The organism is Streptomyces sp. NPDC007917 (assembly GCF_042959105.1).
GTDB lineage: Bacteria > Actinomycetota > Actinomycetes > Streptomycetales > Streptomycetaceae > Streptomyces.
Genome location: NZ_JBIBKK010000012.1, coordinates 70,143 through 95,121 on the forward strand (window position 1 = coordinate 70,143; position 24,979 = coordinate 95,121).

Sequence of the window (24,979 nt, forward strand, 5' to 3'; positions counted from 1 at the left end):
GCTTGCTCCGGCCCGCGGCGGCGGGGGCTACTGCTTCCTGCTGGTCCGGTGGGCCGTCAGTGGCTCACCGGGGCCATCTTGTCGACGATGCCGGGGTGGGCGTCGATCCACTTCTGGACGCCCTCTTCGACATTGCCCTTGCCGGCCTCCTGAACGGCCTGCTCCAGGCTCGCCAGTTCCTGCTCGGTCATGTGCCAGTTCTTCAGCCACCCGTAGAACTCGGGGTACTTCTTCGGGAAGGACTTGTGGCCCAGCGAGCGGATCTCGTTGTTGGCCCCGAACGCCTTCTTCGGATCGGCCAGCTTGGTGAGCTGGTATTTGCTGTACGCCCAGTGCGGGGTCCACAGCACGACGGCGACGGGCTCCTTCTTGGCGTACGAACGCTCCAGCTCGGCGAGCATGGCCGGGGAGGCGTTGTTGGTGACCTCGTACTCCTTGTCCAGGTCGTACGCCTTGAGGACCTTGCTCTTGAGCAGCTGCATCTCGCCGGTGCCCGGCTCAATGCCGATGATCTTGCCGTTGAACTTGTCGGCCTTGCCCTTGAGGTCCGCCAGGGACTTCACGTCCTTGACGTACGAGGGCACCGCGATCTCCAGCGAGGTCTTGTCGTACCACGCCCCGATGTCGACGAGATTCTTCTTGTACCGGTCCCAGTACTGTTTCTGGGCGACCGGTAGCCAGCCGTCGAATTCGACGTCGATCTGCCCGGCGCTCATCCCGGTGAACATGGAGCCCACGTCGTACTGCTTGATCGACGGCTTGTAGCCCCGCTTCTCCAGGACGTTCTTCCACAGGTAAGTGGTGGCGATGTCCTCGTCCCAGGGGAAGTAGCCGATCCGCGGCGCGGCCCCGGCCTGCTTGCCCTTGGTGGCGGTGCCGGCGCCGCCCGCCGGGGCGAGCTTGTCGACCAGGCCGGGGTTCTTCTTCAGCCAGGCGCGCACGCCCTCCTGCTGCTTGCCCTTGCCCGCGTCCTGGATGGCCGCTTCGAGGCTGGTGAGCTGCTTCTCGGAGAGCTTGAAGTTCTTCATCCACTGGGCGATCTGCGGCTCCTTCTGGGAGAAGCCCTTGCGCCCGATGGCGTGGATGCCGTCGCCCTTGCCGAAGGCGCCCTTGGGGTCGGCGAGCTTGGTCAGCTTGTACTTGCTGTACGCCCAGTGCGGGGACCACAGGGTGACGGCGACCGGCTCCTTCTTGGCGTAGGAGCGGTCCAGCTGGGAGAGCATGCCCGCGGTGGAGCCCTTGACCAGCGTGTACTCGCCGTTGAGGTCGTAGTCCGGGAGGACCTTGTCCTTCATGAGCTTCATCTCGCCGGCGCCCGGCTCAATGCCGATGATCTTGCCGTTGAAGGTGCCGGCCTTGCCCTTGAGGTCGTCCAGGGACTTCACGTCCTTGACGTACGAGGGCACCGCGACCTCCAGCGAGGTCTTGTCGTACCAGGTGCCGAGGTCCTCCAGCTGGTCCTTGTACTGGTTCCAGTACGAGGCGTGGGTGGCGGGCAGCCAGGCGTCCGTCTGCATGTCGATATCGCCCGCGGCCATGCCGGTGAACAGCGCGCCGACGTCGTACGTCTGCAGCTGCGGCTTGTAGCCGCGCTGCTCCAGGATCTCCTTCCACAAGTAGGTGGAGGCGACGCCCTCGTCCCAATTGATGTAGCCGAGCTTGACCTTGCTGCCCTTGCCGACGTCGGCGGTGACCTTCTGGCCACTGTCGTCGCCGCCGAAGATGTTCAGGCCGCCCGCGACGAGCGCGAGAACGACGACGCCGACCATCGCGACCGAGGTCGCCGGGCGCCACTGCAGCACCTTCCATCCGCTCACGGCGTTCGCGGCCTGCTTGGCCAGGGCCCGACGACCGAGTGGCGAGACGCGCTGGTTGAGGGCGCCGGTCATCCGGTCCAGGTACATGGCGAGGATGACCACCGCGATGCCGCCCTCGAAGCCGAGGGCCACGTCGACCGAGCTGATCGCCTCGAAGACGGAGGAGCCGAGGCCGCCGCCGCCGACCATGCCCGCGATGACGACCATGGACAGCGCGAGCATGATGGCCTGGTTGACGCCCGCCATGATCGTGGGCAGGGCGAGCGGCAGCTGGACGCGGAGCAGGGTGCGGCGCGGGGCGGTGCCGAAGGCCTCGGCCGCCTCGACCAGCTCCGAGTCGACCTGGCGGATGCCCAGCTCGGTCATCCGCACGCCCGGCGGCATGGCGAAGACGATGGTCGCGATGACACCCGGGACCACGCCGACGCCGAAGAAGAAGATGCCGGGGATGAGGTAGACGAAGGCGGGCATCGTCTGCATGAAGTCCAGCACCGGGCGGAGCACGGCGCTCACGGCGCGGTTGCGCGAGGCCCAGATGCCCAGCGGTACGGCCAGCACGATCGTGATCACACCGGCGACCAGCACCAGCGACAGCGTCTCCATCGCCTCGTCCCACTGCTGGATCGAGTCGATGAGCGCGAAGCCGGCGAAGGCGAGGACGGCGGGCACCAGGCCGCGCAGCCACCAGGCGAGCACCGCGAGGATGCCCGCGAGGAGCAGGGGGTTGGGGGCGGCGAGCACATCGTGCACGCCGTCGTACATCCCCTGGACAACCTTGGAGATGAAGTCGAAGAGCCACTCGAAGTGGTTACGGAGGAAGTTGATGCCGGACCGGATCCAACTTCCGAGCTCGATCCTAGGCACCGGCGATCACCTTCCCCTCGGGAGTCTCGGGAGCGTCCGAGGTCTTGGCGGCCTTGAGGGCCTCGGAGGACACGGGGGCCTCGGCGGCCTTGTCCGGTCCGCCGTCCGCCCCCGGCTCCGGCTCGCCGAGCACGGCGAGCAGCCGGGCGCGGGGGACGACGCCGATGAGCGCGTCCTCCTCGTCGGTCACCGCGACCGCGACGCCGCTGCGCGAGCAGGGCGTGAACAGCTCGACGATCGGGGTGTCGGCGGTGACGGTCGCGGGGGCGGCCGCCAGGATGTCGCTCTCGGTGCGCAGCACCGTGCCGTCCGGGGTCGTGGTGCCCAGCGCCTCCCCGGGAGCGGTCATGATCGCGCCGGCGGTGAGCACCCGGGTGCGGTCGACGTCCTGGGTGAAAGAGGCGACATAGTCGTTGGCCGGGGTGACCAGGATGTCCTCGGCGGTGCCGATCTGGACGATCCGGCCGTCGCGCATGACGGCGATGCGGTCACCGAGACGCATGGCCTCGTTGAGGTCGTGGGTGATGAAGATGATGGTCTTCTTCAGCCGCTTCTGCAGCTCGAGCAGCTGGTCCTGCATATCGCGGCGGATCAGCGGGTCGAGCGCGCTGAAGGACTCGTCCATCAGCAGCAGGTCGGCGTCGGTGGCCAGCGCTCGGGCGAGACCGACGCGCTGCTGCATACCGCCGGAGAGCTCGTCGGGCCAGGACTTCTCCCAGCCCGCGAGGCCGACGAGGCCGAGCGCTTCGGTGGCGCGCCGCTGGCGCTCGGCGCGCGGCACGCCCTGCACCTCGAGGCCGTACCCGGCGTTCTCCAGGACGCTGCGGTGGGGGAAGAGCGCGAAGTGCTGGAAGACCATGCTGATCTTGTGCGAGCGCACCTCGCGCAGCTCGCGCGGGGCCAGGGCCGTCAGGTCCTCGCCGTCGAAGAGGACGCGCCCGGCGGTCGGCTCCAGCAGTCCGTTGAGCATGCGCAGCAGCGTGGACTTACCGGATCCGGACAGACCCATGACGACGAATATCTGGCCCGCTTCGACGGCGAAGGACGCGTCGATGACCGCCGCTGTCGTGCCGTCCGCGCGCAGCTCGTCACGGTCCGTACCGCCCTCGAGCTTCGCCACCGCCTCATCGGGTCGTCTGCCGAACACCTTGTAGAGGTGTTCGGCTTGCAGCCTGGACACATATACCTCTCGGGTCGTACCAAAAAACGACCCACCACCCCCGCCGGCAGGTCGTGGAGCGGGCGGTTTCCGACCGCTTGCCCGTTGCAATAGTTGTTTTGCTCTCACGGGTCCCACTCCGGCTGCGCGCCTGCCCTCAACCTTTTGGCGTAAACCCATCGGTGGCCCACATCACATTCTCGGGGCGTCCGTGTCAGTGGCGTGCGGCATCATCGAGGCGTGACCCGACGCCTGATGCTCCTCGACACCTCGTCCCTCTACTTCCGCGCCTATTTCGGGGTGCCGGAATCCGTCCGCGCCCCCGACGGCACACCGGTGAACGCCGTGCGCGGGCTGCTCGACTTCATCGCCCGGCTGGTCCAGGACCACCACCCCGACGACCTGGTGGCCTGTATGGACTTCGACTGGCGTCCGAAGTGGCGGGTCGATCTGATCCCCTCGTACAAGGCGCACCGGGTGGCCGAGGAGGCCCCCGCGCGGGGCGGGGTGGACCAGGAGGAGGTGCCCGACACCCTCTCCCCGCAGGTCCCGGTGATCGACGAGGTGCTGGACGCGGTGGGGATCGCCCGGGTGGGCGCCGAGGGCTACGAGGCGGACGACGTCATCGGCACGCTCGCGGGGCGGGCGTCCGGCCCGGTCGACATCGTCACCGGCGACCGCGATCTGTTCCAGCTCGTCGACGACGGGCGCGCGGCGCGGGTGCTCTACCCGGTCAAGGGGGTGGGCACGCTGCAGGTGATCGACGAGGACGCGCTGCGCGAGAAGTACGGCGTGGGCGGCGCGGGGTACGCGGATCTGGCGCTGCTGCGCGGCGACACCAGCGACGGGCTGCCGGGCGTCCCCGGGATCGGCGAGAAGACCGCGGCCAAGCTCCTCGCCTCGTACGGCGACCTGGCCGGGATCATGGCCGCGGCGGCCGATCCCGCCTCCAAGCTGACCCCGGCGCAGCGCAGGCGGCTGGAGGAGGCGCGGGAGTATGTGGCGGTCGCGCCGAAGGTGGTGCGGGTGGCCTCGGACGTCCCGCTGCCCGCCTTCGACCCGGCGCTGCCGCGCCGGCCGCGAGACGCGGGGGCGCTGGAGGAGCTGGCGGAGCGGTGGGGTCTGGGTGGATCACTGCGCAGATTGCTCTCCACTCTTGAGGAGTGAGGTGTTAAGTTAGGTAACCCTAACTCGTTTGTGGATCAGGGAGGTGGCCGTGGCAGACCGTCCGGCCCGCAAGACGCCGCAGGTCAACCGGGCGCGGGTGGCGCGCACCGAGCGGCTGACACCCCATCTGACACGGGTGGTGCTCAGCGGTGGAAGCCTGGCCGGCTTCTCCGCCGGCGAGTACACCGATCATTACGTCAAGCTGCTCTTCCCGGCCGAGGGCGTCGCCTACCCCGAGCCGTTCGACCTGGCGCGGGTCCGCGCCGAGTTCCCGCGCGACCAGTGGCCGCGCACCCGCACCTACACCGTGCGCGCCTGGGACCCCGCGGCCCAGGAGCTGACCTTGGACTTCGTGATCCACGGCGACGAGGGCCTGGCCGGGCCGTGGGCCGCCCGCGCGGAGCCCGGCGAGGAGATCCTCTTCCTCGGCCCCGGCGGGGCGTACACCCCGAACCCGGAGGCCGGCTGGCATCTGCTCGTGGGCGACGAGAGCGCGCTGCCCGCGATCGCCGTCGCCCTGGAGCGGCTTACGGAGCGGCCGACGGGCGCGCCGGTGCACGCCCTGATCGAGGTGGCCGGGCCGGAGGAGGAGGTCAAGCTGAGCGTGCCGGACGGCGCGGAGATCAGCTGGCTGCACCGGGGCGGTGGGCCGGTCGGCGAATCGCTGGTGGCGGCCGTACGGGCGCTGGACTTCCCGTCCGGCCAGGTGCACGCCTTCGTCCATGGCGAGGCCGGTTTTGTGAAGGAGATCCGCCGTTATCTGCGGATCGAGCGGGAGGTTCCGCGCGAGTGGCTGTCGATTTCCGGCTACTGGCGGCGCGGCCATGACGAGGACGGCTGGCAGGCGTCCAAGCGGGAGTGGAACCAGCAGGTGGAGGCGGAGCAGGAGGGGACCGCGGGGGCCGCGGCGGCCTGAGGTGTGAGGTCGGGCCTGGTCTGCGGGGTCCGGCCCATACTCCGGGCGCCCGCTGCCTCTGCGGGGCTGCCCAGCCCATCCGGGTGAAATACGCACACAGGGCGGCCCCGGCGGTGTCCGCGCACCGCCGGGGCCGCCCATCGCGCCGTGATGCGCGCGTACGGGGCGCGGTCAGACCGACCGCTGGTACGACCGGAAGGTGCGGGTCGACAGCCAGACCGCGGCCAGGGCGAGCGCCAGGAGCGCTCCGCCGCGGCTCGCCACATCGGCCCAGTCCGGGTTCTCCGCCATGGCGGAACGGCCGGCCACCAGGGCCCAGTTGACCGGGTTGAAGTCGGCGATGTGCCGCATCCACCCCGGCATCAGGGAAGGTGCCATGAAGGCCTCGGAGAGGAAGGTCAGCGGCAGCAGCAGGAAGGTGTTGATGCCGATGATCGACTCGCGCTCGCGGACCAGCATGCCCAGGGCGTTGGAGAGCGCGCCGGCGACCGTGCCGAGCAGCACGGACGCCACGATCAGCAGTGCCAGCCCGGTGATGCCGCCCGGGTAGTCGGCGCCGCCGAGTTTGCCGAGCGCCGCGATGATGACGGACTGGAAGGCGGTGGTGATGCCCTGGGAGACCACATTGCCGTTCATCAGGGCGCCCCGGGAGACCGGCGTGGTCAGAAAGCGGTTGAGGGTGCCCCGTTCGATCTCCTCCAAGGTCCCCATGCCCGCCCACATATTGGAGGACAGGGCGCTCATCACCACGATGCCCGGGACCAGATAGTCCAGGTACGAGCCGGTGCCGAAGCCGCCGAGGTCGGTGATCTTGCGGAAGAGGGAGCCGAAGAGGAACAGCCAGATGACCGGCTGGACCAGATTGATCAGCAGGAAGACGGGCTGACGCCAGTAGCCCATCAGCTGGCGCTGTGTCATGTACCAGGTCTGGGTGAGGGTCGCGCTCATCGGGCACCTCCCGCGGCGCCGGCCGGCACGGGCGCCTCGGCCGCGGCCTCCGCCTCGGTGAAGCTGCGGCCCGCGTAGCGCAGATAGACGTCGTCGAGGGAGGGACGGGCGACGGTCGCGGTCGCCACCGCGGCGCCCGCCCGCTCCAGGGCGGCCAGCAGCGTGGGCACGGCGGCGGCGCCGTCGTCGGCGCGGGCGCTGACCCGCCGTCCGTCCACGGCCACCTCGTGTACGCCCGGCAGCGCGCCGAGCGCACCGCGCAGCGGCGGCTCCGCGCCGTCCGCGACGGCCTGGCGCAGCTCCAGGTGGACGGCGTCGCCGCGGAGTTCACCCTTGAGCTCGTCCGGGGTGCCCTCGACCACGACCCGGCCGCGGTCGACGATGGCGATGCGCTCGGCGAGGCGGTCGGCCTCCTCGAGGTAGTGCGTGGTGAGCACGATCGTCAGGCCCTCCTCCCCCGCGAGGCGGCCGATCTCCTCCCACATGGCCGTGCGGGCCTCGGGGTCGAGCCCGGTCGTGGGCTCGTCGAGGAAGAGCACTTGGGGGCGGTGTACGAGCCCGAGCGCGACGTCGAGCCTGCGGCCCATCCCGCCGGAGTAGCCCTTGACCGGGCGGTTCCCGGCGTCGGCGAGGTCGAAGCGCTCCAGCAGCTCATCGGCGCGCCGGGCGCAGGCGGCGCCCCGCAGCCCGTACAGCCTCCCCTGCAGCAGCAGGTTCTCCCGCCCGGTGGCCACCGGGTCGGCGCCGGATTTCTGCGACACGACGCCGATGGCGGCGCGCACCCGCCCGGGGTGGCGGAGCACATCGTGTCCGGCGACCGTCGCCGTGCCCGCGTCGGGCCGGGCGAGGGTGGTGAGTATCTTGACGGTGGTGGACTTCCCGGCCCCGTTGGGGCCGAGCAGGCCGAAGACGATGCCGGACTCGACGGCCAGTTCCATGCCGTCCACGGCCTTCACCCCGCCGGGGTAGGTCTTGACCAGTTGGCTGGTTTCCACTGCGAGCGCGCGCATGCGCGTGCGATGCGGGGTGTGTCCCCCGGTTGTTGGCGCCATGATGGCGTATCTCCACTCTGATCTGTCGAACGACGTCGGTCCTTCGCGCGGTGTTCTCGCGCGCGACGTCGGTCTTTCCTGTGCGAAATCCGCCGCACCGATCCACGGGTGGAGAGCCGGGCTATCCTGGGTGTGCCGCACCTCGATCGCCTGGCCTGCCATCACCGCAGGTCCGGTCCGGGGTCAGGGCCTCGGCGCGCGCTGTTGGCGCAGCGCGCGCCGAGGCCTTCTTCACTCCTTCAGCTTGATCCGCTCCTTTATCTCGACCCATTCCGCCGGTATCTCGCCCGTCCGGCTCAGCGTCCGCCAGGCGTCCGCGCCGGAGAGGCCGCCCTCCGCGAGCTCCCCGCGCAGGGACCGGATCCACTCCGTCTCGGCGCGGATCATGTGCAGTTGGTACTCCGCCTCGAGCAGGAACACCCTCGGCAGGTCCTTGGTCAGGGCGTCCATCTCGTGATCGAGGGCTTCGGCCCGGGCCTCCAGTGCCTCGACGCGCTGCCGCAGCAGTTCGTCGGCCTCGTCGAGAGGCAGCACCAGGATCAGCGAGAGCGCGGCCGCGAAGGCGGGGTACTCCTGGGCCGGGACGGACACCAGTTCCGCCAGCCAGTCGTGCAGCTCCCGCCGGCCTTCCTCGGTCAGTCCGTACACCGTGCGCTCGGGGCGGAGCCCCTGGCGCTGGACGCCGGCGACCTCGACGAAGCCGTGTTTCTCCAGGTTCTGGACGACGGTGTAGAGCGAGCCGTACTTGATCTTGATGCTCTGGTCCTTGCCCCGCTGCCGGAGCACCTGCGCGATCTCGTACGGATGCATCGGCCGCTCACTCAGGAGCGCCATCACCGCGAGCGCCAGCGGGTTGCTCAGCTTGCGCCGCTTCGCCGTCACCGTCATCACCTCGCCCCCGTATATCCGTCGACGAACATATCGCGACCCAGCGGAGGCGTCAACCGCGATGTATCGCGACTTTACTGACTCTACGGCCACGGGGGGACGCCGGAAAGCGGCATGCGGCATGCGAAGGGCCGTGCCCGGCCGGGGAGTGCGCCCCGGCCGGGCACGGCCCGGAAAACGGCGGGTCAGCCGACGGAGGAGTACGCCACCACGCCCCGCAGCAGCGCGTCGACCGCCCGGCGGGCGGCGCGCGCCACCGTGCCGCCCTCCGGGGCGGCCACGGCGATCTGGCCCAGCACGTCGATCACCTGCTTGCACCAGCGCACGAAGTCGCCCGCGGGCATGTCGATCTCGCGCAGCACCTCGTCCAGGCCGTGTCCGGAGGCCCAGCGGTACGCGGCCCAGGCGAAGCCCAGGTCGGGCTCGCGCTGACCGACCCCTTCCGCCTGCTTGATCTTGTGGTCGTCCTCCAGGGCGTCCAGCCGGCCCCAGATGCGGACCATCTCGGCCAGCGCCCCCTTGGCCCGGCCCGCGGGCAGCTTGGGCGGCAGCGCGTCGTCCGCCGCCCGCGCCTCGTAGACCAGCGCGGAGGCGCAGGCCGCGAGCTCGGCGGGGGCCAGCCCCTCCCACACGCCCTCGCGCAGACACTCGCTGGCGAGCAGGTCCAGCTCGCCGTAGAGCCGGGCGAGCCGCTTGCCGTCGTCGGTGACCTCCTCGCCGCTCAGATAGCCGAGCTCGGACAGCAGGGCGCAGATCCGGTCGAAGGTGCGCGCGATGGTGTTCGTACGCCCCTCGATGCGCCGCTCCAACTGGCGGGTGTCGCGCAGCAGCCGGTGGTAGCGCTCGGCCCAGCGGGCGTGGTCCTCGCGCTCGTCGCAACCGTGGCAGGGATGGGCCCGCAGGGCGGCGCGCAGCCGGGCGATCTCGGTGTCGTCGGCGGCGGCCGAACGCTGCTTGCGGTGGCGGCGCGCCTCGTGGTGGCCCGCCTTGGTGCGCAGCGCGGACGCCAGGTCGCGGCGGGACTGCGGGCTGCGCGGGTTGAAGGACCTGGGGATCCGCATCCGCTCCAGCGGCTCGACCGGCACCGGGAAGTCGATCGCGGCCAGCCGCTTGACCTGGCGCTCGACGGTGAGCACGAGCGGGCGCGGCCCGTCGTGGTACTCAAGGCCCCGGTGGCCGCCCGTACGCCCGGCCGGCAGCCCGGGGTCGAGCACCAGCGCGAGCCCGGCGTACTTGCCGGTCGGGACGTGGATGACATCGCCGGGGCGGAGCTTCTCCAGCGCGTCGGCGGCGGCCGCGCGCCGCTGCGCCACGCCCTGCTTGGCGAGCTCGGTCTCGCGGTCCTTCAGATCACGGCGCAGCCGCGCGTACTCGTCGAAGTCGCCGAGGTGGCAGGTCATGGAGGCGCGGTAGCCGCGCAGGCCCTCCTCGTTGCGCTGCACCTGCCGGGAGATGCCGACGACCGCCTTGTCGGCCTGGAACTGCGCGAAGGAGGTCTCCAGCAGCTCGCGGGAGCGGTGCCGGCCGAACTGCGAGACCAGGTTGACCGCCATGTTGTACGAGGGCCTGAAGGAGGAGCGCAGCGGATATGTGCGGGTGCCGGCCAGGCCCGCGAGGGCGGCCGGGTCCATCGCGCGCTGCCACAGCACCACGGCGTGGCCCTCGACGTCGATGCCGCGCCGGCCGGCCCGGCCGGTCAGCTGCGTGTACTCGCCGGGGGTGATGTCGGCGTGCTGCTCGCCGTTCCACTTGACGAGCTTCTCCAACACCACCGAACGCGCGGGCATGTTGATGCCGAGCGCCAGGGTCTCGGTGGCGAACACCGCCTTGACCAGCCCGCGGACGAACAGCTCCTCCACGACCTCCTTGAACGTCGGCAGCATCCCGGCGTGATGGGCGGCGATGCCCCGCTCCAGGCCCTCCAGCCATTCGAAGTAGCCCAGCACATGCAGGTCTTCGTCCGGTATCCCGGCCGTCCGCTCCTCGACGAGGGAGCGCACCCGGGCGCGGGCCGCCTCGTCGTTGAGCCGCAACCCGGCGTACAGGCACTGCTGCACGGCCGCCTCGCAGCCGGCCCGGCTGAAGATGAAGGTGATCGCGGGCAGCAGCCCCTCGGCGTCGAGCCGCTCGATGACCTCGGGCCTGCCCGGGGTCCAGATCCGGCTGCGCTGACGGCGCTCGCGCTCCCGGTCGGCCTCGCGCATGTTGTTGCGGCCGCGGCGCTTGTCGCGGCCGAAGCTGGGGCGGGTGTTCTCCATCCGGGCCAGCCGGACCAGGTCGGGGTTGACCTCCCGGCGGCCGGCCTGGCCGTCCCCCTGCGCGCTCTTCTCCTCGAAGAGGTCGTACATCCGGCGCCCGGCCAGGACGTGCTGCCACAGCGGGACGGGGCGGTGCTCGGAGACGATCACTTCGGTGTCGCCGCGGACCGTGTCGAGCCAGTCGCCGAACTCCTCCGCGTTGGACACGGTGGCGGACAGCGACACCAGCGTCACCGAGTCGGGGAGGTGGATGATGACCTCTTCCCAGACGGCGCCGCGGAACCGGTCGGAGAGGTAGTGGACTTCGTCCATCACCACGTAGCCGAGCCCCAGCAGCGACTGGGAGCCCGCATACAGCATGTTGCGCAGGACCTCGGTGGTCATCACGACCACCGGGGCCTCGGAGTTGATGCTGTTGTCACCGGTGAGCAGGCCGACCCGGTCGGCGCCGTGGCGCTTGACGAGGTCGGTGTACTTCTGGTTCGACAGCGCCTTGATGGGCGTGGTGTAGAAACACTTGCGGCCCTGGGTGAGCGCCAGGTGGACGGCGAACTCGCCCACGATGGTCTTGCCCGAGCCGGTGGGGGCGGCGACCAGCACGCCCTTCCCGGCCTCCAGGGCCTTGCACGCCTCGATCTGGAACGGGTCGAGATCGAATTCGTACATCTCGCGGAAGGGGGCCAGCGCGGTGGCCTCCTCGGCCGCGCGCACACGGGCCGCGGCGTAGCGCTCGGCGGGAGATAGCTCGTCGGTCATCGTACGTACGAGACTACCGGCCGCCTCTGACAACGCACGCGATCTTATCTGCTGATCGGGACGGGCGCAGCGAGGGCACGGCGTCCGGGTTCAGGCGCCGGCGCCCGGCCCGGGCGCCCCCAGCAGCCGTACGGCGCCGGGGACCGCCCGGGCGGTGAGCGGCAGCGGCCCCAGGCGCTCGCCGTCCGCGTACGCGGCCAGGCCTTCGGCGGCCAGGGACACCGAGGCGGCCCGGTGGGTGGTGACCACCCGGTGGCCGAGGTGGGTGCCGCGGTAGACGCGGGGGAAGACCGTCAGCAGCGTGGTGCGGGAGCACGGCCCGACGACCGTGATGTCGAAGAGCCCGTCGTCCAGGGCCGCGCCCGCGCAGATCCGCATGCCGCCGCCGTACGAGGAGGCATTGCCGACGGCGATCAAGGTGGCCTCGACATCGTGCTCCGGACCGCCGTCGAGGCTCATCCGGTAGCGGACGGGCCGCAGGGCCGCCAGTTCGGCGAGCATGGCCAGGTCGTAGCGGAGCCGGCCGCGCGGCCGGCGCATCCGGTTGCCGCGCTCGTTGACCCGGGAGTCGAAGCCGGAGGCGAGGACGGTGCCGAACCAGACGTCGCCCGCCCGCCCCAGGTCGACCTCGCGGCCGCCGTCCTCCTTGAGCGACGCGGCGATGAGCCGGGCCGCGGCGCCCGGGTCCTGTATCGGCAGCCCGCTGGCCCGCGCGAAGTCGTTGCCGCCGCCGACGGCGATCACCCCCAGCGGGGTGCCCGTCCCGGCTACCGCCTGGAGGGCCAGCGAGACCATCCCGTCGCCCCCGACGGCCACCAGCGCCCCGGTGCCGCCCGCCACCGCCTCGTGGGCCCGCCGCAGGGCGTCGGCCCCGTCGGCGCCCACCACGACCCGCGCGGTGAATCCGGCGGCCCGCAGGGCCCGGACGGCGGGCGGGGCGGCGTGGGCGGCGCGCCCGCGGCCCGCCGTCGGGTTGACGAGAAGGGTGATGTCGCAGGTCACCCGCGGACCCTACCGGCCGGGCGGGTTCAGGTCACCGGCCCGGCCGACTCGGATCAGGTGATGTCGTCGTAGCCGTTCCGCCGGGTCGGGCCCGAATCGTCCGGGTCGTCGGGGCGGGGCGTCGGGGAGACCTGCTCGATGTCGCCGATGGGCACGGGGGTCAGATCGAGGTCGGAGGCCTCGTCGTCGCTGAGCCCGGCGTCCGGGTTGCCGCGGCGGCGCCGGCGGTCGTTGAAGAGGCAGATGCCCGTGGCGCCGAAGTACAGCACCACGATGGGCGCCGCGAGCAGCGACATGGTCAGCGGGTCGCCGGTGGGCGTGGCGATGGCGGCGAAGACGGTGATGCCGACGACCATGCCCCGCCACCAGCCGAGCATCCGGCGGCCGGTGATCACTCCGCCGAAGTTCAGCAGCACCAGCAGCAGCGGGAGTTCGAAGGCGAGGCCGAAGACGATCACCATGCGCGTGACGATGTCGAAGAACTCGTCCGCGGGGAACAGGTTGTCCCAGTCCTCGGGGGTGAGGCCGACCAGGGCCCCGGCCGTGGTCGGCAGCACGGCGTAGGCCAGCCAGGCTCCGGCCAGGAACAGCGGCACGCCCGCGGCCACGAAGCCGAGCGCGTACTTCTTCTCGTGGCTGTGCAGACCGGGCGCGAGGAAGGCCCACAGCTGGTAGAGCCAGATCGGGCTGGAGACGACGACGCCGGTCATCAGGCCCACCTTCAGCATGATCGTGAAGGGGGCGAGAAGACCGTTGGCGGTGATCTGGGCACAGGGCTTGGTGTGATCGCCCCCGATACCGCCGCCGTCCTTGCACCCGACGCTGTCGATCACCGGGCCGGTCAGGAACTCCGCGATCTGCTTGTAGTAGATCAGCGCGACGACCGTGACCACGATGATCGCGACGACCGCCTTCAGCAGTCGGTTGCGCAGCTCACGCAGATGCTCCGCGAGAGGCATCCGCCCCTCAGGGTCCTTCTGCTGTTTGCGGGCAGACTTGAGCAACCCACGTCCTCGTCTCGTGCGAAGGCCGTCGCGGGCTCAGCGGGCCGCGGCGGCACTCTCGGCTTGCGTCGGCTGCGTCAGCTCTGGGCGGTGCGGTTCGGCTCGGTGACCGGACGGGAGCTGGTCACATCGCCGGGGGCCGCCTGGATGGTCCGCGGAGCGGCCTGCGCGGCGGGGTCGGCGGGCGCCGACGCCGTCGTCGGAGCTTCGGCGGTCTTCGCCGCCTCGTCGTCCTTCTTCATGGCCTTGGCCTCGCTCTTGAGGATGCGGGCCGACTTGCCGAGGGACCGAGCCATGTCCGGGAGCTTCTTGGCACCGAAGAGCAGCAGGATGACAACGAGGATCAGAACGATCTCGGTGGGCCTCAGATTGCCGAGCATGTGCGACTACCTTCTCGCCGGGGCGGCGTAAGTTTCATGCCTGCCGTTTGGGATCGGACTGGCGTGCTAGTGCTGGCAGCGATCGTAACCCGCAGGGGTAAACCACGGGCAATGCCTGTGCATACTCCCCGTTGCGACCACGGCATCGCCGTCACAACTGCGCCAAGCAGCCTACCCCGCTGACCCGTGCGTCAGTCCCTGGCCTCGGTCAGCCGCCGGTTCTGACGAAAGTACGTCGTGCCGCCCGTGGCTCAGCGCGCCCATGTGACCGCCCAGCGGGGCCGTGGCCCGCTCCAGGTCCTCGGCGGCCCGGGTGATCCGCCGCGAGCTCTCCCCCACCTGCCGGGCGAGCCTCCGCACTTCGACGAAGACCCGTGCGGCGAGCACGGCGAGCACCGCGATTCCGGTGAAGGCGAGGGCGAGGGCGAGCATCGGCCAGAGCATGGGCCAGAGCCTAGACCTTGGAGTGCAGCCGCAGCGTGCTCACCCCACCGCCGGTGAGCAGCTCCACGATCCGCTCCCCCGCCGGTTTGCGCACCGCCGACCCGCAGTCGGGGCAGGTGAAGGAGTAGAACGTGGTGCGGTCACTCCCCCCGATCGCCAGCCTGAAGGCGGTGGCGGCCAGCTCGAACCGGCCACGGCAGTCCGGGCAGGCTGCCTTGAAGATCACCGAGGTGGGATTCCCCCCAGCGGTCACTGTGCGTGTCCCTTCACTCACCATAGGCCGCGAGCGCCCGCTGCGCCGCGTCCCGCGCGCTGTCCGCCAGCCCCCGCGGGGAGACGATCTTGCCGTCCCTGCCCAGCCTCAGCGCCAGGCGGCGCAGCGAACCGGGGTCGGGGGTGCGCAGCGTGATCCTGAGGCCGCCGTCGGGCAGCTCCTCCGCGCTGTCGTGCGGGTAGTACTCGGCGACCCAGCGCCCGCCGGGGCCGACCTCGACGACCACCTCGGGGTCCTCGGCGCCGGTCTGCACCAGCCCGGCGGACAGGTCCGACAGATCGCGCAGCTCGATCGGCGGCGGGTCGGCGGGCGCGTCGAGCAGCTTGATCTCCGCGACCCGGTCAAGCCGGAAGGTGCGCCGAGCCTCGGAGAGCCGGCACCAGGCCTCCATGTACGTGCGGCCGACGGCGAACAGCCGGATCGGGTCGACCTCGCGCTCGGTGAGCTCGTCCCGGGCGGGCGAGTAGTAGCGCAGCCACAGGCGGCGGCGCTCGGCGATGGCCCGGTCGACGTCGGCGAAGACCCCGCCCTCGGACTCGAAGGTCACCGACAGCCGGGAGCTGGCCCCGGCCACCTCACCGGCGGCGGCCTCCAGCTTGGCGGTGGCGCGCAGCAGGGCGTCCCGGTCGCCCTCGCGCAGCCCGGGGAGGGTGGCCACGGCGCGGGCGGCGACCAGCAGCGCGGTGGCCTCGTCGGCGGCGAGCCGCAGCGGCTCCGCCACATCGTCGGGGTTGTGCCACCAGATGCGCTCGCCGTCGGTGTCGATGTCCAGCAGGTCGCCGCCGCGGAAGCTGGTGCCGCACAGCGGCAGCACATCCAGGTCCGAGATCAGCTCGTCCTCGGTGATGCCGAAGGCGCGGGCGACATCGGCGATGTAGGCGCCGGGGCGCTCGCGCAGATACGTCACCAGGGACAGCATCCGGCGTGTCTGGTCAATGGCGTTTCCGGCCATGTGAAGTCGCCCCCTCAGCCCTTGGCCACGGCACGCAGCCGGTCGATGACATCGGCCCGCAGCTCGTCGGGCGCCAGCACGACCACGTCCGGGCCGAACTCCACCAGCCAGGCGTCGAGCCCGTGTCCGTACGGGATCTCCAGCTCGTCCCAGCCGTCGTCCAGCGGGCGGGTGTGCAGCGCCCTGGCCCGCAGCGGATAGCCGTGGCCGGAGCGCAGCCGGATCCGGGCGGTGCGGGTGGCGGTCTCCCCCGACCACCGCTCCACGGTCTCGCGGACGGTGACGTGGTCGGGCACCTCGGCGGTGTAGGCGCCGGCCCGCAGGCGCACCTTGCCGGTGATCCGGGAGAGCCGGAAGACCCGCTCGGCCGTGCGCTCGCGGTCCCATCCGGCCAGGTACCAGTGGCCGCGCCAGCACTCCAGCGCCCACGGCTCGACATGGCGCTGCTGGGGCCGGGCGGCGTTCGACTTGCGGTAGTCGAACATGACGGGGCGGCGGTCGCGGCAGGCGAGCATCAGGGGCTCGAAAGCTGCCTCGTGGACCGGGATGCGCGGCTCCAGGGCGCCGGCCGGCTGGGTGTCGTACGGGTCCTCGGCCAGCGGCATCCCGGCGGCGCGCAGCTTCTGCAGCGCGCCGCTGGCGGCGCCGGCGAGCCGGGCCTGCTGCCAGACCTTCGCGGCCAGGCCGAGGGCCGCTGCCTCCTCGGCGTCCAGGGTGATCGCAGGGAGGCGGTTGCTGTCGCGGCGGGCGAGGTAGCCGATTTCCCCGTCGACGCTCTCCACGGTCTCGATGATCAGGCCGAGTTCGCGCAGATCGTCCTTGTCCCGCTCGAACATGCGGTTGAACGCCTCGTCGCCGGCCGAGGCCGAGCCGGTGGCCGACGCGGCTGCCGCGGCCTCGATGTACGCCTCTATGGATTCCCGCAACTCACGCTTCGTCAACGGGCGCCGGGTTCCCAGCAGGCACAGCGCCAGATTCATCAGCCGCTCGGCCTTGGCAATCGCCATCGACGCCCCTTCTTCGTGACCTTCCGACCGTGACCGTACCGCTACCGGGACGCGGGACAAAAGCCGAGGGCCCCTGCCGGGCGGCAGGGGCCCCAGGCGGGCGCTCGGGTCACGGGCTCAACGCTCGCCCGCGGACCTTCGGCGCGCCGGACTCAGGCGGCGACCAGGTCGCATACGAAGATCAGCGTCTCGCCCGGCTTGATCCGGCCGCCGCCGGCGCCACGGTCGCCATAGGCCAGGTGCGGCGGGATGATCAGCTGGCGGCGGCCGCCGACCTTCATGCCCTGCACCCCCTGGTCCCAGCCGGAGATGACCTGGCCGGCACCGAGCTGGAACTGCAGCGGGGTGCCGCGGTTCCAGCTCGCGTCGAACTCCTCGCCGGTGCTGAAGGCGACGCCGACGTAGTGGACGGAGACGGTGGCTCCGGCCTTGGCGACGGGGCCGTCGCCCTCCCAGATGTCCTTGATCTCCAGGTCCTTCGGCGGCTCGCCGCCCGGGAAGTCGACCTCGGGCTTGTCGATGCTCACGAAATTGCTCCTCTTACGTGGTGGGCAACCCGCCCAGTCTTACAGAACCGCCAGGATGTCGACGGAGAAGACCAGCGTGGAGTTGGCCGGGATGCCCTGCTGCGCCTGCTTTCCGTAACCGAGCTCCGGCGGGATGACGATCAGCACACGGCTGCCGACCTTCTTCCCGGTCAGCCCCTGCGCCCAGCCCTTGACCACCTGCTGCAGCGAGAACTGCGCGAGCTGGCCCTTCTTGTAGGTGGCGTCGAACTGCTTGCCGCCGTCCCACAGCACGCCCTTGTACTGGACGAGCAGGGTGTCGGTGGCCTTGACCTTCGGCCCGTCGCCCTCGATGACGTAGGCGGAGACGAGCTTCTTGGGCGCGGGCTTCTTCGGGACGTCGATGGACGGCGCCTTGCCGTCGGTCCCGGTGCCGACCTTGGGCAGGTCCAGGTTGCTCTGGGCCACCGTGTCGCCCTTGGCCGAGCTCTTGCCGTTGAAGGCGTTCTTGATGTCGACGACGAACACCATCGTGTCGGTGCCCTTGATCCCGGCCTGCGGCTGACCCTGCTCGCCGTATCCGAGGGCCGGCGGGATGGCCAGCTCCACCCGGCTGCCGGTCTGCTTGCCCACCAGCCCCTTGTCCCAGCCCGGGATGACCTGGCCGACGCCGATCTGGAAGACGGCGGGCTTCCCCCGGTCATAGGAGTTGTCGAAGACCTTGGCGGTGTTCCAGATCTGGCCGAGATAGTCCACCTGGAGGTAGTCGCCCGCGGCCACCTCGGCCCCGTCGCCCTTGATGACCGTCTTGACGGCCAGATCCGAGGACGGCGCACCCTTGCCCTTGGCGATCTTGGGCTTCTCGCCGAACTTCGTACCACCGGTGATCTCCGGCACCGGCCCGCTCACGATCTTGCCGGTGGGCTTCGGGGCCTTCGGGCTGCTGGTCTCCGGCGAGGGCGAGGCCTTGGAAGACTTCTCGGATCCTGATTTCTCGCTGCCACAGCCCGCGGCGGTGAGCAAGCCGGCGGGCACGGCCAGAAGTACGGAACGTCGGCGCACGAAAGTCCTCGTTGGGTAGATCCTGCGGGGGCAATGCGCGCCACTCTACGACGTGCCCGGGGCCCCGTACGCGAAACGTACGGGGCCCCGCACCGGACATGGGCCGTCCGGACGCCGTCGTCACATTCCCGCGATCAGTTTCTCCACGCGGTCGTCCACCGAGCGGAACGGGTCCTTGCACAGCACCGTGCGCTGCGCCTGATCATTGAGTTTGAGGTGCACCCAGTCGACGGTGAAGTCGCGGCGCTGCTCCTGGGCGCGGCGGATGAAATCGCCGCGCAGCCGGGCCCGGGTGGTCTGCGGCGGCACCGACTTGCCCTCGAGAATCTTCAAGTCGTTGCACACCCGGGCCGCCTGACCGCGCTTCTCCAGGAGGTAGTACAGCCCCCGGCGGCGGTGGATGTCGTGATAGGCGAGGTCTATCTGGGCGATCCGCGGATGGGACATGGTGATGTTGTTCTTGGCGCGGTAGCGCTCGATCAGCTTGTATTTCATCACCCAGTCGATCTCGGTGCCGATCCGGTCGAGCTCCTCGGTGCGGACCGCGTCGAGGGTGCGGCCCCACAGTTCGAGGACGCGCTCCACGGTGCCGGTGCGGATTCCGCGGCGCTCGCAGAAGTCGACTGCCTTTTCGTAGTACTCCTGCTGGACTTCGAGGGCGGATGCCTCGCGCCCGCTGGCCAGGCGCACCTTGCGCTGTCCGGTGATGTCATGGCTGACCTCGCGGATGGCCCGGATGGGGTTCTCCAGGGTCAGGTCACGCATCACGGTGCCCGCCTCGATCATGCGCAGCACCAGGTCGGTGGCGCCGACCTTGAGCAGCATGGTCGTCTCGGACATGTTGGAGTCGCCCACGATGACATGCAGCCTGCGGTAGCGCTCGGCGTCGGCGTGCGGCTCGTCGCGGGTGTTGATGATCGGCCGGGAGCGGGTGGTCGCGGAGCTGACGCCCTCCCAGATGTGCTCGGCCCGCTGGCTGACGCAGTAGACGGCGCCGCGCGGCGTCTGCAGCACCTTGCCGGCGCCGCACAGCAACTGCCGGGTCACCAGGAAGGGGATGAGAATGTCGGCGAGGCGGGAGAACTCTCCGTGCCGGGCCACCAGATAGTTCTCATGGCAGCCGTAGGAGTTCCCCGCCGAGTCGGTGTTGTTCTTGAAGAGATAGACGTCGCCCGCGATTCCCTCCTCGTGCAGGCGGCGCTCGGCGTCCACGAGCAGACCTTCGAGAATGCGCTCGCCTGCCTTGTCGTGGGTGACCAGCTCGGTCACGTTGTCGCACTCGGGGGTTGCGTATTCCGGGTGCGAGCCCACGTCGAGATAGAGGCGGGCGCCGTTGCGCAGGAAAACATTGCTGCTGCGGCCCCAGGAGACGACACGGCGGAAGAGGTAGCGCGCCACTTCGTCAGGAGACAACCGGCGCTGTCCCCTGAATGTGCACGTGACGCCGTACTCGTTCTCCAGCCCGAAAATGCGGCGGTCCATGCCTGAACATTACGCCTGATGGCCTGCTCTGAAACCGGGTTCGACGGCACGGTTGCGATCATTTTCCGGCAGAAGTTCATCCGGGTCGCCCGGTGTCACCCCTGGTGTACCGGTGAGGAAGCGCGCGGTGGCCAGAAGAACGGCCAGGGCCACCGCCCCGGCCGCCCCCGGGACGGCGAAGCCCCCCGCCACCCCGCCGAGCTCCATCACGGGCCCCGCGGCGGCCGTTCCCGCGGCGTTGCCGACCACGAAGGTGGTCACCAGCCAGGAGAACGCCTCGGTGACCGTGCCGCGCGGGGCGTGCCGGTCCACGACGATGAAGACGCAGGCGAGCGCGGGGGCCAGGAAGAGGCCGGAGAGCCCGGCGAGGGCGGTCATCGCGGCCACCCCGGGCACCAGGACCAGCGGGAGGTAGCCGAGCGCCAGCGCGGCCACCAGGGCCCGCAGCCGCCGCTCCGGCGGGCCGGCCCAGGGCCGCGCGCCGTACGCGAGGCCGCCCACCAGCGCGCCGGCGCCCAGCGCGGAGAGCAGATAGCTGGACACCATGCCGCCGCCGTGCTCGTCCGCGTATCCGACGGCCGCCACTCCGATCGAGCCGAGGGCGACGCCGACGAAGAAGAACGTGCCGAGGAGCACCAGCAGGCCCCGCGAGCGCAGGGCGCCGAGCCAGTGCGCCTCGCGCGGGGCCGAGCGCCAGCGGCGGGAGGGCGGCGAGATCACGACCGACAGCGCGCCCCCGACCCCGATCGCGTTGATGACCAGCAACGCCGCCGCCTCCGACCAGAGGGCCACCAGGGCGGTCACCAGCAGCGGCCCGACGCAGAAGATCACCTCCTGGGCGACGGCGTCCAGCGCGTAGGCCGCGTGCACCCGCTCCTCGCGCCCGAGCACGCCCGGCCACAGCGCCCGCAGCCCGCCCTCCAGGGGCGGCGTGAACAGGCCCGCGGCCAGCATCGCGGCGTACGCGACGGGCAGCGGGTCGAGCCCGACCGCGGCGAACGCGGCCATGGCGAGCGCGGACACCACGGCAGCGGGCAGCATCACCCGCGGCTGCCCGTAGTGGTCCACGGCCCGGCCGAGCAGGGGCTGGCCGATCGCGTTGCCCACGCCGTAGACGGCGGACAGCCCGCCGGCCAGGGCGTAGCTGCCGCCCTCGGCGCGTGTGAAGAGCACGACGGCGAGGGCGGCGGTGGCGTTGGGCAGCCGGCCGATGAGCGTGCCGATGAGGAGGCGGGCCGCGTGTTTGGTGCGCAGCAGGTCTCCGTAGCCAGCGGCCATCGTCCGCCCTTTCCGTTCGAGGTTTCCCGGTTCGGGCGTGGCCGCCCGAGGTTTTACGTATAACGTCCGTCGTTATACGTACCATGGCTGCCGACCGCAGTCCACCTCACGGTGGGCGACCGTGATGACCATGGCGAGGGGAAAGCGATGGTGGCGAGCGCGAATGGGGACCGCGCGCCGGGGGCGCGCGCTCCCGGGACGCGGAGCGGGGGCGCGGGCCGTTCCGCCGGCCGTTCCGGGGGTTCTTCCGGGCGGCCTTCCGGGGGCATGGGAGCGTTCGTGGGTCCGGCCGCCGTGGAGAGCCACGGCACGGCGGAGCCCGAGGCCGATGCGGTCGGCGTGGCCCCGGGCCGGGGCCACGCGGGCGATGCGGACGACGTCGGCGATGCGGGCGGCCGGACGGCACGCGAGCCGGGTGCCGCCCGGGGACTGGGCGCGGGGCGCGGGGGCCGGCCCGCGGCGGGGGCCCGGGCGACCAGCCGGGACGTGGCGCGGGTCGCCGGCGTGTCGCAGGCGACCGTCTCGCTGGTCCTGGGCGACAAGTGGGCCGGACGCGTATCGGAACGCACCGCGGCGGCGGTGCGCGCCGCCGCCCGCGAGCTCGGATACCGCCCGAACCTCGCGGCGCGCAGCCTCCGCCTGGGCCGGACCAGGACCGCGCTGCTCGTCGTCCCGGCGCTCACCACGGAGTTCTTCGCCCGGGTGTACACCGGCGCCGCGCGCGTGGCCGCCGAGAGCGGCTTCGGGGTGGTGCTCTATCCGTCCCCGGAGGGGGTGGGCCCGGCCCGCGACCCCTTCGACTCGGCGCGCGCCTCGCTCGACGGCGTGATCGCCTCCTCGATGGCGGCGGAGGCGCTGGCCGCGGTGCGCGGCGGAGGGCTCCCGCTGGTGATGCTCGACAGCTCCCCCGATGAGACCGCCGCGGCGGCCACGGTCAACCTCGACATCGCCGACGGCATGCGGCAGGCCGCCGGGCACCTCCTGGGCCTTGGACACCGCCGTGTGGCCCATGTGGCGGCGGCCGTGGACACCTGGACCTTCCGGGTCCGCGCGCGGGCCCTGGCGGCGGCGGTGGGCGCGGTCCCGGGCGCCTCCCTGCACACCGAGACGGCCGCCCTGACGGTCGACGAGGGCCGCCGCGCGGCCGAACGGGCGCTCACCCGCCCCGGACCCCGCCCCACGGCGCTCGCATGCGACGACGACATCCTGGCGGCCGGCGCCTGCAAGGCCGCCCGGCGACTGGGGCTGCGGGTGCCCGACGACGTCTCGGTCACCGGCTTCGACGACCTCGCGCTGGCCACGGCGGTCGACCCGGAGCTGACCACGGTACGGCTGCCGGCGGAGGCGGTCGGCGCGGCCGGCATGCGGGCCCTGATGGCGGTCCTGGACGGCGAGCCGGCACGCGACACGTCGCTCCCGGTGGAACTCGTCCCCCGCGGCTCCAGCGGCCCGCCGCCCCGCCAGGACCCGCCCACCCGATCTCTGTGACGCCATGCCTCTGCGGCCGGCGACGCCGTGGAGGCCGCCGCGGCAGTGAGTGAGCGGCGAGGCAAGACGGACACCACGCGACACGCCCCGGCCGGGGCCGGGGCGTGTCGTGGTGGGTGGGGTGGCGGGGAGGGCTACTCCTCCGTGTCGGAGGACTCCTCGGCCGTGTCGGATTCGGTCGCGGCCTCGGAGTCGGTCGCGGCGCCCTCCTGTTCCTCCAGCAGGCGGGTCAGCTGGCGGCCAAGGACCCGCTTGAACTTCCGCTGCTGCGGTCGCGTCCGGTCCAGCACCGCGACCTCGAGCTGCTCGGCGGTGAGGCTGCGCTCGCCGCCGTTGTTGTCCCGGGCCAGGGACTCGACGGCCAGTTTCAGCCCTTCGGCGAGGGTCATGCCGTCCCGGTGGCGCTGGTCGAGATAGCTGCTGATCTGGTCGGCGTTGCCGCCCACCGCGACCGAGCCGTGCTCGTCGACGATGGAACCGTCGTGCGGCAACCGGTAGATCTGGTCGTCCTCGGGGCCGTCCCCGACCTCGGCGACGATCAGCTCGACCTCATAAGGCTTCTCCGCGGCGCTGGAGAAGATGGTGCCGAGCGTCTGGGCGTAGACATTGGCGAGGCCGCGGGCGGTCACATCGTCGCGGTCGTAGGTGTAGCCGCGCAGGTCGGCATAGCGGACACCGCCGATGCGCAGATTCTCGAACTCGTTGTACTTACCGACCGCCGCGAAGGCGATCCGGTCGTAGATCTCGCTGACCTTGTGCAGCGCGCGGGACGGATTCTCCGCGACGAACAGGATGCCGTCGGCATACTGCAACACGACCACGCTGCGGCCGCGCGCGATGCCCTTGCGGGCGTACTCGGCGCGGTCGGCCATGGCCTGCTGGGGCGATACATAGAACGGCGTCGTCACCGGCTATCCGTCCCTTTCTGTCAATGGCGAATGCATTCCGGGTCAACCGTCCCCTCAGAGCAGCGAGGCCCGCGGGCCGTCCGGCTGCTCGAGCCTCCGCTCGTGGATGGTGCGGGCGATCTCGGAGACCTCCGCCTCGGTGAGCCTCTTGAAGCCGTCCTCGGTGATCACCGTGACGATGGGGTAGATCCGCCGGCCGAGGTCGGGGCCGCCGGTCGCGGAGTCCTCATCGGCGGCGTCGTACAGCGCCTGGACGACGGCGGTGGCGGTGTCGGATTCGGTCAGATCCTCGCGGTACAGCTTCTTGAGCGCGCCACGGGCGAACAACGAGCCGGAGCCGGTGGCGGCGAAGCCGTGCTCCTCGGAGCGCCCGCCGGTCACGTCGTAGGAGAAGATGCGGCCCTTCTCGCGGTCGACGTCCCAGCCCGCGAAGATCGGGACGACGGCCAGGCCCTGCATGGCCATGCCCAGATTGCCGCGGATCATGGTCGACAGCCGGTTGGCCTTGCCCTCCAGGGAGAGGGTGGTGCCTTCGACCTTCTCGAAGTGCTCCAGCTCCAGCTGGAAGAGCTTGACCATCTCCACGGCGAAACCGAGCGTGCCCGCGATGCCGACGGCCGAGTACTCGTCGGCGGGGAAGACCTTCTCGACGTCGCGCTGGGAGATGAGGTTGCCCATGGTCGCGCGGCGGTCACCGGCGAGCACCACGCCGCCGGGGAAGGTCGCGGCGACGATCGTCGTGCCGTGGGGGGCCTCGATCGCGCCCTGCACCGGGGGGAGCGGGCGGTTCCCCGGGAGCAGCTCGGGCTGGTGCTCGGACAGGAAATCCATGAACGAGGCCGACCCGGGCGTCAGGAAGGCAGCTGGTAGACGCCCGGTGCTACGAGGATTGGCTTCCACGCGTTTCCTTCCACGTATGTCGCAGCCCGCCTTATCACATCGGGCCGATCCTTGAACTGCCCCAGTGCCGCGTTGCAGCTGAAGCACAGTACGCCACGGACCCTACCCTTCTCATGGCAGTGATCCACATGTGCGGCCGGGGCGGCAAGGCATATACAGCAGATGCCTTGCTGCTCGGCGACCAGCGCGTCCAACTCTGCGGGCGTGAGGCCGTACTTGCGCTTGAAATAGCTGACCCGGTTCCGCTCTGCCCTGCACGCCCGGCAATAGCTCGCCCAGCCGTCCGACGAAGACTTGTTGCGCTCCCACTCGGAGTGCGGCCTCACCTGTTCGCACTGCGGACACCGTTTGTGTCCCGGCGGGACCAGGACTTTCTCCCGAACCCTCTTCCCCTTGGCCTCCTGGCGTTGCCGGTAGTACTCGGCGTAGCACTTCCGGCAGTACGCCTGGAGACCATCGGGCATGGA

General features: G+C 71.1%; 23 protein-coding genes. 3 read left to right on the forward strand and 20 right to left on the reverse strand.

Annotated features, from left to right (window positions below):
- Positions 1 to 56: 56 nt before the first annotated feature.
- Both ACFZDL_RS24555 and ACFZDL_RS24560 read right to left on the reverse strand, forming a co-directional pair.
- A complete protein-coding gene (locus tag ACFZDL_RS24555; protein ID WP_353592785.1) occupies positions 57 to 2,681 on the reverse strand; it encodes an ABC transporter permease/substrate binding protein in 2,625 nt (874 codons plus the stop codon).
- Positions 2,674 to 3,861, reverse strand: coding sequence for a glycine betaine/L-proline ABC transporter ATP-binding protein (locus ACFZDL_RS24560; RefSeq protein ID WP_353592784.1), 1,188 nt, complete (start codon positions 3,859 to 3,861; stop codon positions 2,674 to 2,676). Before ACFZDL_RS24560 ends, ACFZDL_RS24555 begins: the two co-directional genes overlap by 8 nt.
- A gap of 234 nt (positions 3,862 to 4,095) precedes the next feature.
- On the opposite strand from ACFZDL_RS24560, the gene ACFZDL_RS24565 reads away from it, so the two are divergent.
- Positions 4,096 to 5,007: a 5'-3' exonuclease gene (locus ACFZDL_RS24565; protein ID WP_353592839.1), complete on the forward strand. Its 912-nt coding sequence runs from the start codon at positions 4,096 to 4,098 to the stop codon at positions 5,005 to 5,007.
- Between the two features lie 49 nt (positions 5,008 to 5,056).
- A complete protein-coding gene (locus tag ACFZDL_RS24570; protein WP_353592783.1) occupies positions 5,057 to 5,923 on the forward strand; it encodes a siderophore-interacting protein in 867 nt (288 codons plus the stop codon).
- 171 nt (positions 5,924 to 6,094) lie between these two features.
- On the opposite strand, the gene ACFZDL_RS24575 is transcribed toward ACFZDL_RS24570, so the two are convergent.
- The 15 genes from ACFZDL_RS24575 to ACFZDL_RS24645 all read right to left on the reverse strand — a co-directional run bounded on the left by ACFZDL_RS24575 (position 6,095) and on the right by ACFZDL_RS24645 (position 21,216).
- Positions 6,095 to 6,871, reverse strand: a complete 777-nt coding sequence (locus ACFZDL_RS24575) for an ABC transporter permease (RefSeq protein WP_353592782.1) — start codon at positions 6,869 to 6,871, stop codon at positions 6,095 to 6,097.
- Positions 6,868 to 7,881, reverse strand: a complete 1,014-nt coding sequence (locus ACFZDL_RS24580) for an ATP-binding cassette domain-containing protein (protein ID WP_353592781.1) — start codon at positions 7,879 to 7,881, stop codon at positions 6,868 to 6,870. The genes ACFZDL_RS24575 and ACFZDL_RS24580 overlap by 4 nt, the downstream gene beginning before the upstream one ends.
- Before the next feature lie 273 nt (positions 7,882 to 8,154).
- A complete protein-coding gene (locus ACFZDL_RS24585) occupies positions 8,155 to 8,811 on the reverse strand; it encodes a PadR family transcriptional regulator (protein WP_353592780.1) in 657 nt (218 codons plus the stop codon).
- A gap of 185 nt (positions 8,812 to 8,996) precedes the next feature.
- Positions 8,997 to 11,825, reverse strand: coding sequence for a DEAD/DEAH box helicase (locus ACFZDL_RS24590; protein WP_353592779.1), 2,829 nt, complete (start codon positions 11,823 to 11,825; stop codon positions 8,997 to 8,999).
- 90 nt (positions 11,826 to 11,915) lie between these two features.
- Positions 11,916 to 12,827, reverse strand: coding sequence for a diacylglycerol kinase (locus ACFZDL_RS24595; protein WP_353592778.1), 912 nt, complete (start codon positions 12,825 to 12,827; stop codon positions 11,916 to 11,918).
- Between the two features lie 53 nt (positions 12,828 to 12,880).
- Positions 12,881 to 13,786 carry a twin-arginine translocase subunit TatC gene (gene tatC / locus ACFZDL_RS24600; protein ID WP_353592777.1) on the reverse strand — a complete coding sequence of 302 codons (906 nt, stop codon included), beginning with the start codon at positions 13,784 to 13,786 and terminating at the stop codon, positions 12,881 to 12,883.
- Between the two features lie 122 nt (positions 13,787 to 13,908).
- The gene (gene tatA, locus ACFZDL_RS24605) at positions 13,909 to 14,211 is read right to left on the reverse strand and encodes a Sec-independent protein translocase subunit TatA (protein WP_353592776.1); all 303 of its coding nucleotides are present in this window, start codon (positions 14,209 to 14,211) and stop codon (positions 13,909 to 13,911) included.
- A gap of 171 nt (positions 14,212 to 14,382) precedes the next feature.
- On the reverse strand, positions 14,383 to 14,655 hold the full coding sequence (locus tag ACFZDL_RS24610; protein ID WP_353592775.1) for a hypothetical protein: 273 nt from the start codon (positions 14,653 to 14,655) through the stop codon (positions 14,383 to 14,385).
- 10 nt (positions 14,656 to 14,665) lie between these two features.
- Entirely contained in the window at positions 14,666 to 14,932 is a 267-nt protein-coding gene (locus ACFZDL_RS24615; RefSeq protein ID WP_353592774.1) for a hypothetical protein, read from the reverse strand.
- Complete coding sequence (locus ACFZDL_RS24620) at positions 14,922 to 15,881, reverse strand: WYL domain-containing protein (RefSeq protein WP_353592773.1); 960 nt, start codon at positions 15,879 to 15,881, stop codon at positions 14,922 to 14,924. The genes ACFZDL_RS24615 and ACFZDL_RS24620 overlap by 11 nt, the downstream gene beginning before the upstream one ends.
- A gap of 14 nt (positions 15,882 to 15,895) precedes the next feature.
- Positions 15,896 to 16,888, reverse strand: a complete 993-nt coding sequence (locus ACFZDL_RS24625) for a WYL domain-containing protein (RefSeq protein WP_353592772.1) — start codon at positions 16,886 to 16,888, stop codon at positions 15,896 to 15,898.
- 152 nt (positions 16,889 to 17,040) lie between these two features.
- On the reverse strand, positions 17,041 to 17,415 hold the full coding sequence (locus ACFZDL_RS24630) for an FKBP-type peptidyl-prolyl cis-trans isomerase (RefSeq protein ID WP_014181055.1): 375 nt from the start codon (positions 17,413 to 17,415) through the stop codon (positions 17,041 to 17,043).
- Positions 17,416 to 17,454: 39 nt separating this feature from the next.
- Entirely contained in the window at positions 17,455 to 18,456 is a 1,002-nt protein-coding gene (locus ACFZDL_RS24635; protein ID WP_353592771.1) for an FKBP-type peptidyl-prolyl cis-trans isomerase, read from the reverse strand.
- Between the two features lie 120 nt (positions 18,457 to 18,576).
- Positions 18,577 to 19,938 (reverse strand): Pup--protein ligase, encoded by a 1,362-nt coding sequence (gene pafA / locus ACFZDL_RS24640; protein WP_353592770.1) that lies wholly within the window; start codon positions 19,936 to 19,938, stop codon positions 18,577 to 18,579.
- A gap of 9 nt (positions 19,939 to 19,947) precedes the next feature.
- Positions 19,948 to 21,216, reverse strand: a complete 1,269-nt coding sequence (locus tag ACFZDL_RS24645; protein ID WP_353592769.1) for an MFS transporter — start codon at positions 21,214 to 21,216, stop codon at positions 19,948 to 19,950.
- A gap of 486 nt (positions 21,217 to 21,702) precedes the next feature.
- On the opposite strand from ACFZDL_RS24645, the gene ACFZDL_RS24650 reads away from it, so the two are divergent.
- Positions 21,703 to 22,704, forward strand: a complete 1,002-nt coding sequence (locus ACFZDL_RS24650) for a substrate-binding domain-containing protein (RefSeq protein WP_391192369.1) — start codon at positions 21,703 to 21,705, stop codon at positions 22,702 to 22,704.
- Between the two features lie 134 nt (positions 22,705 to 22,838).
- Here the strand turns inward: ACFZDL_RS24650 and prcA are convergent, their stop codons facing one another.
- From prcA to ACFZDL_RS24665, 3 genes are read right to left on the reverse strand one after another with little or no spacing between them, the layout of a single operon-like run.
- Positions 22,839 to 23,612: a proteasome subunit alpha gene (prcA, locus tag ACFZDL_RS24655; RefSeq protein ID WP_353592767.1), complete on the reverse strand. Its 774-nt coding sequence runs from the start codon at positions 23,610 to 23,612 to the stop codon at positions 22,839 to 22,841.
- Between the two features lie 54 nt (positions 23,613 to 23,666).
- On the reverse strand, positions 23,667 to 24,512 hold the full coding sequence (gene prcB / locus ACFZDL_RS24660; RefSeq protein WP_353592766.1) for a proteasome subunit beta: 846 nt from the start codon (positions 24,510 to 24,512) through the stop codon (positions 23,667 to 23,669).
- Positions 24,464 to 24,976 carry an endonuclease VII domain-containing protein gene (locus ACFZDL_RS24665; RefSeq protein WP_353592765.1) on the reverse strand — a complete coding sequence of 171 codons (513 nt, stop codon included), beginning with the start codon at positions 24,974 to 24,976 and terminating at the stop codon, positions 24,464 to 24,466. The genes prcB and ACFZDL_RS24665 overlap by 49 nt, the downstream gene beginning before the upstream one ends.
- Positions 24,977 to 24,979 lie beyond the last annotated feature (3 nt).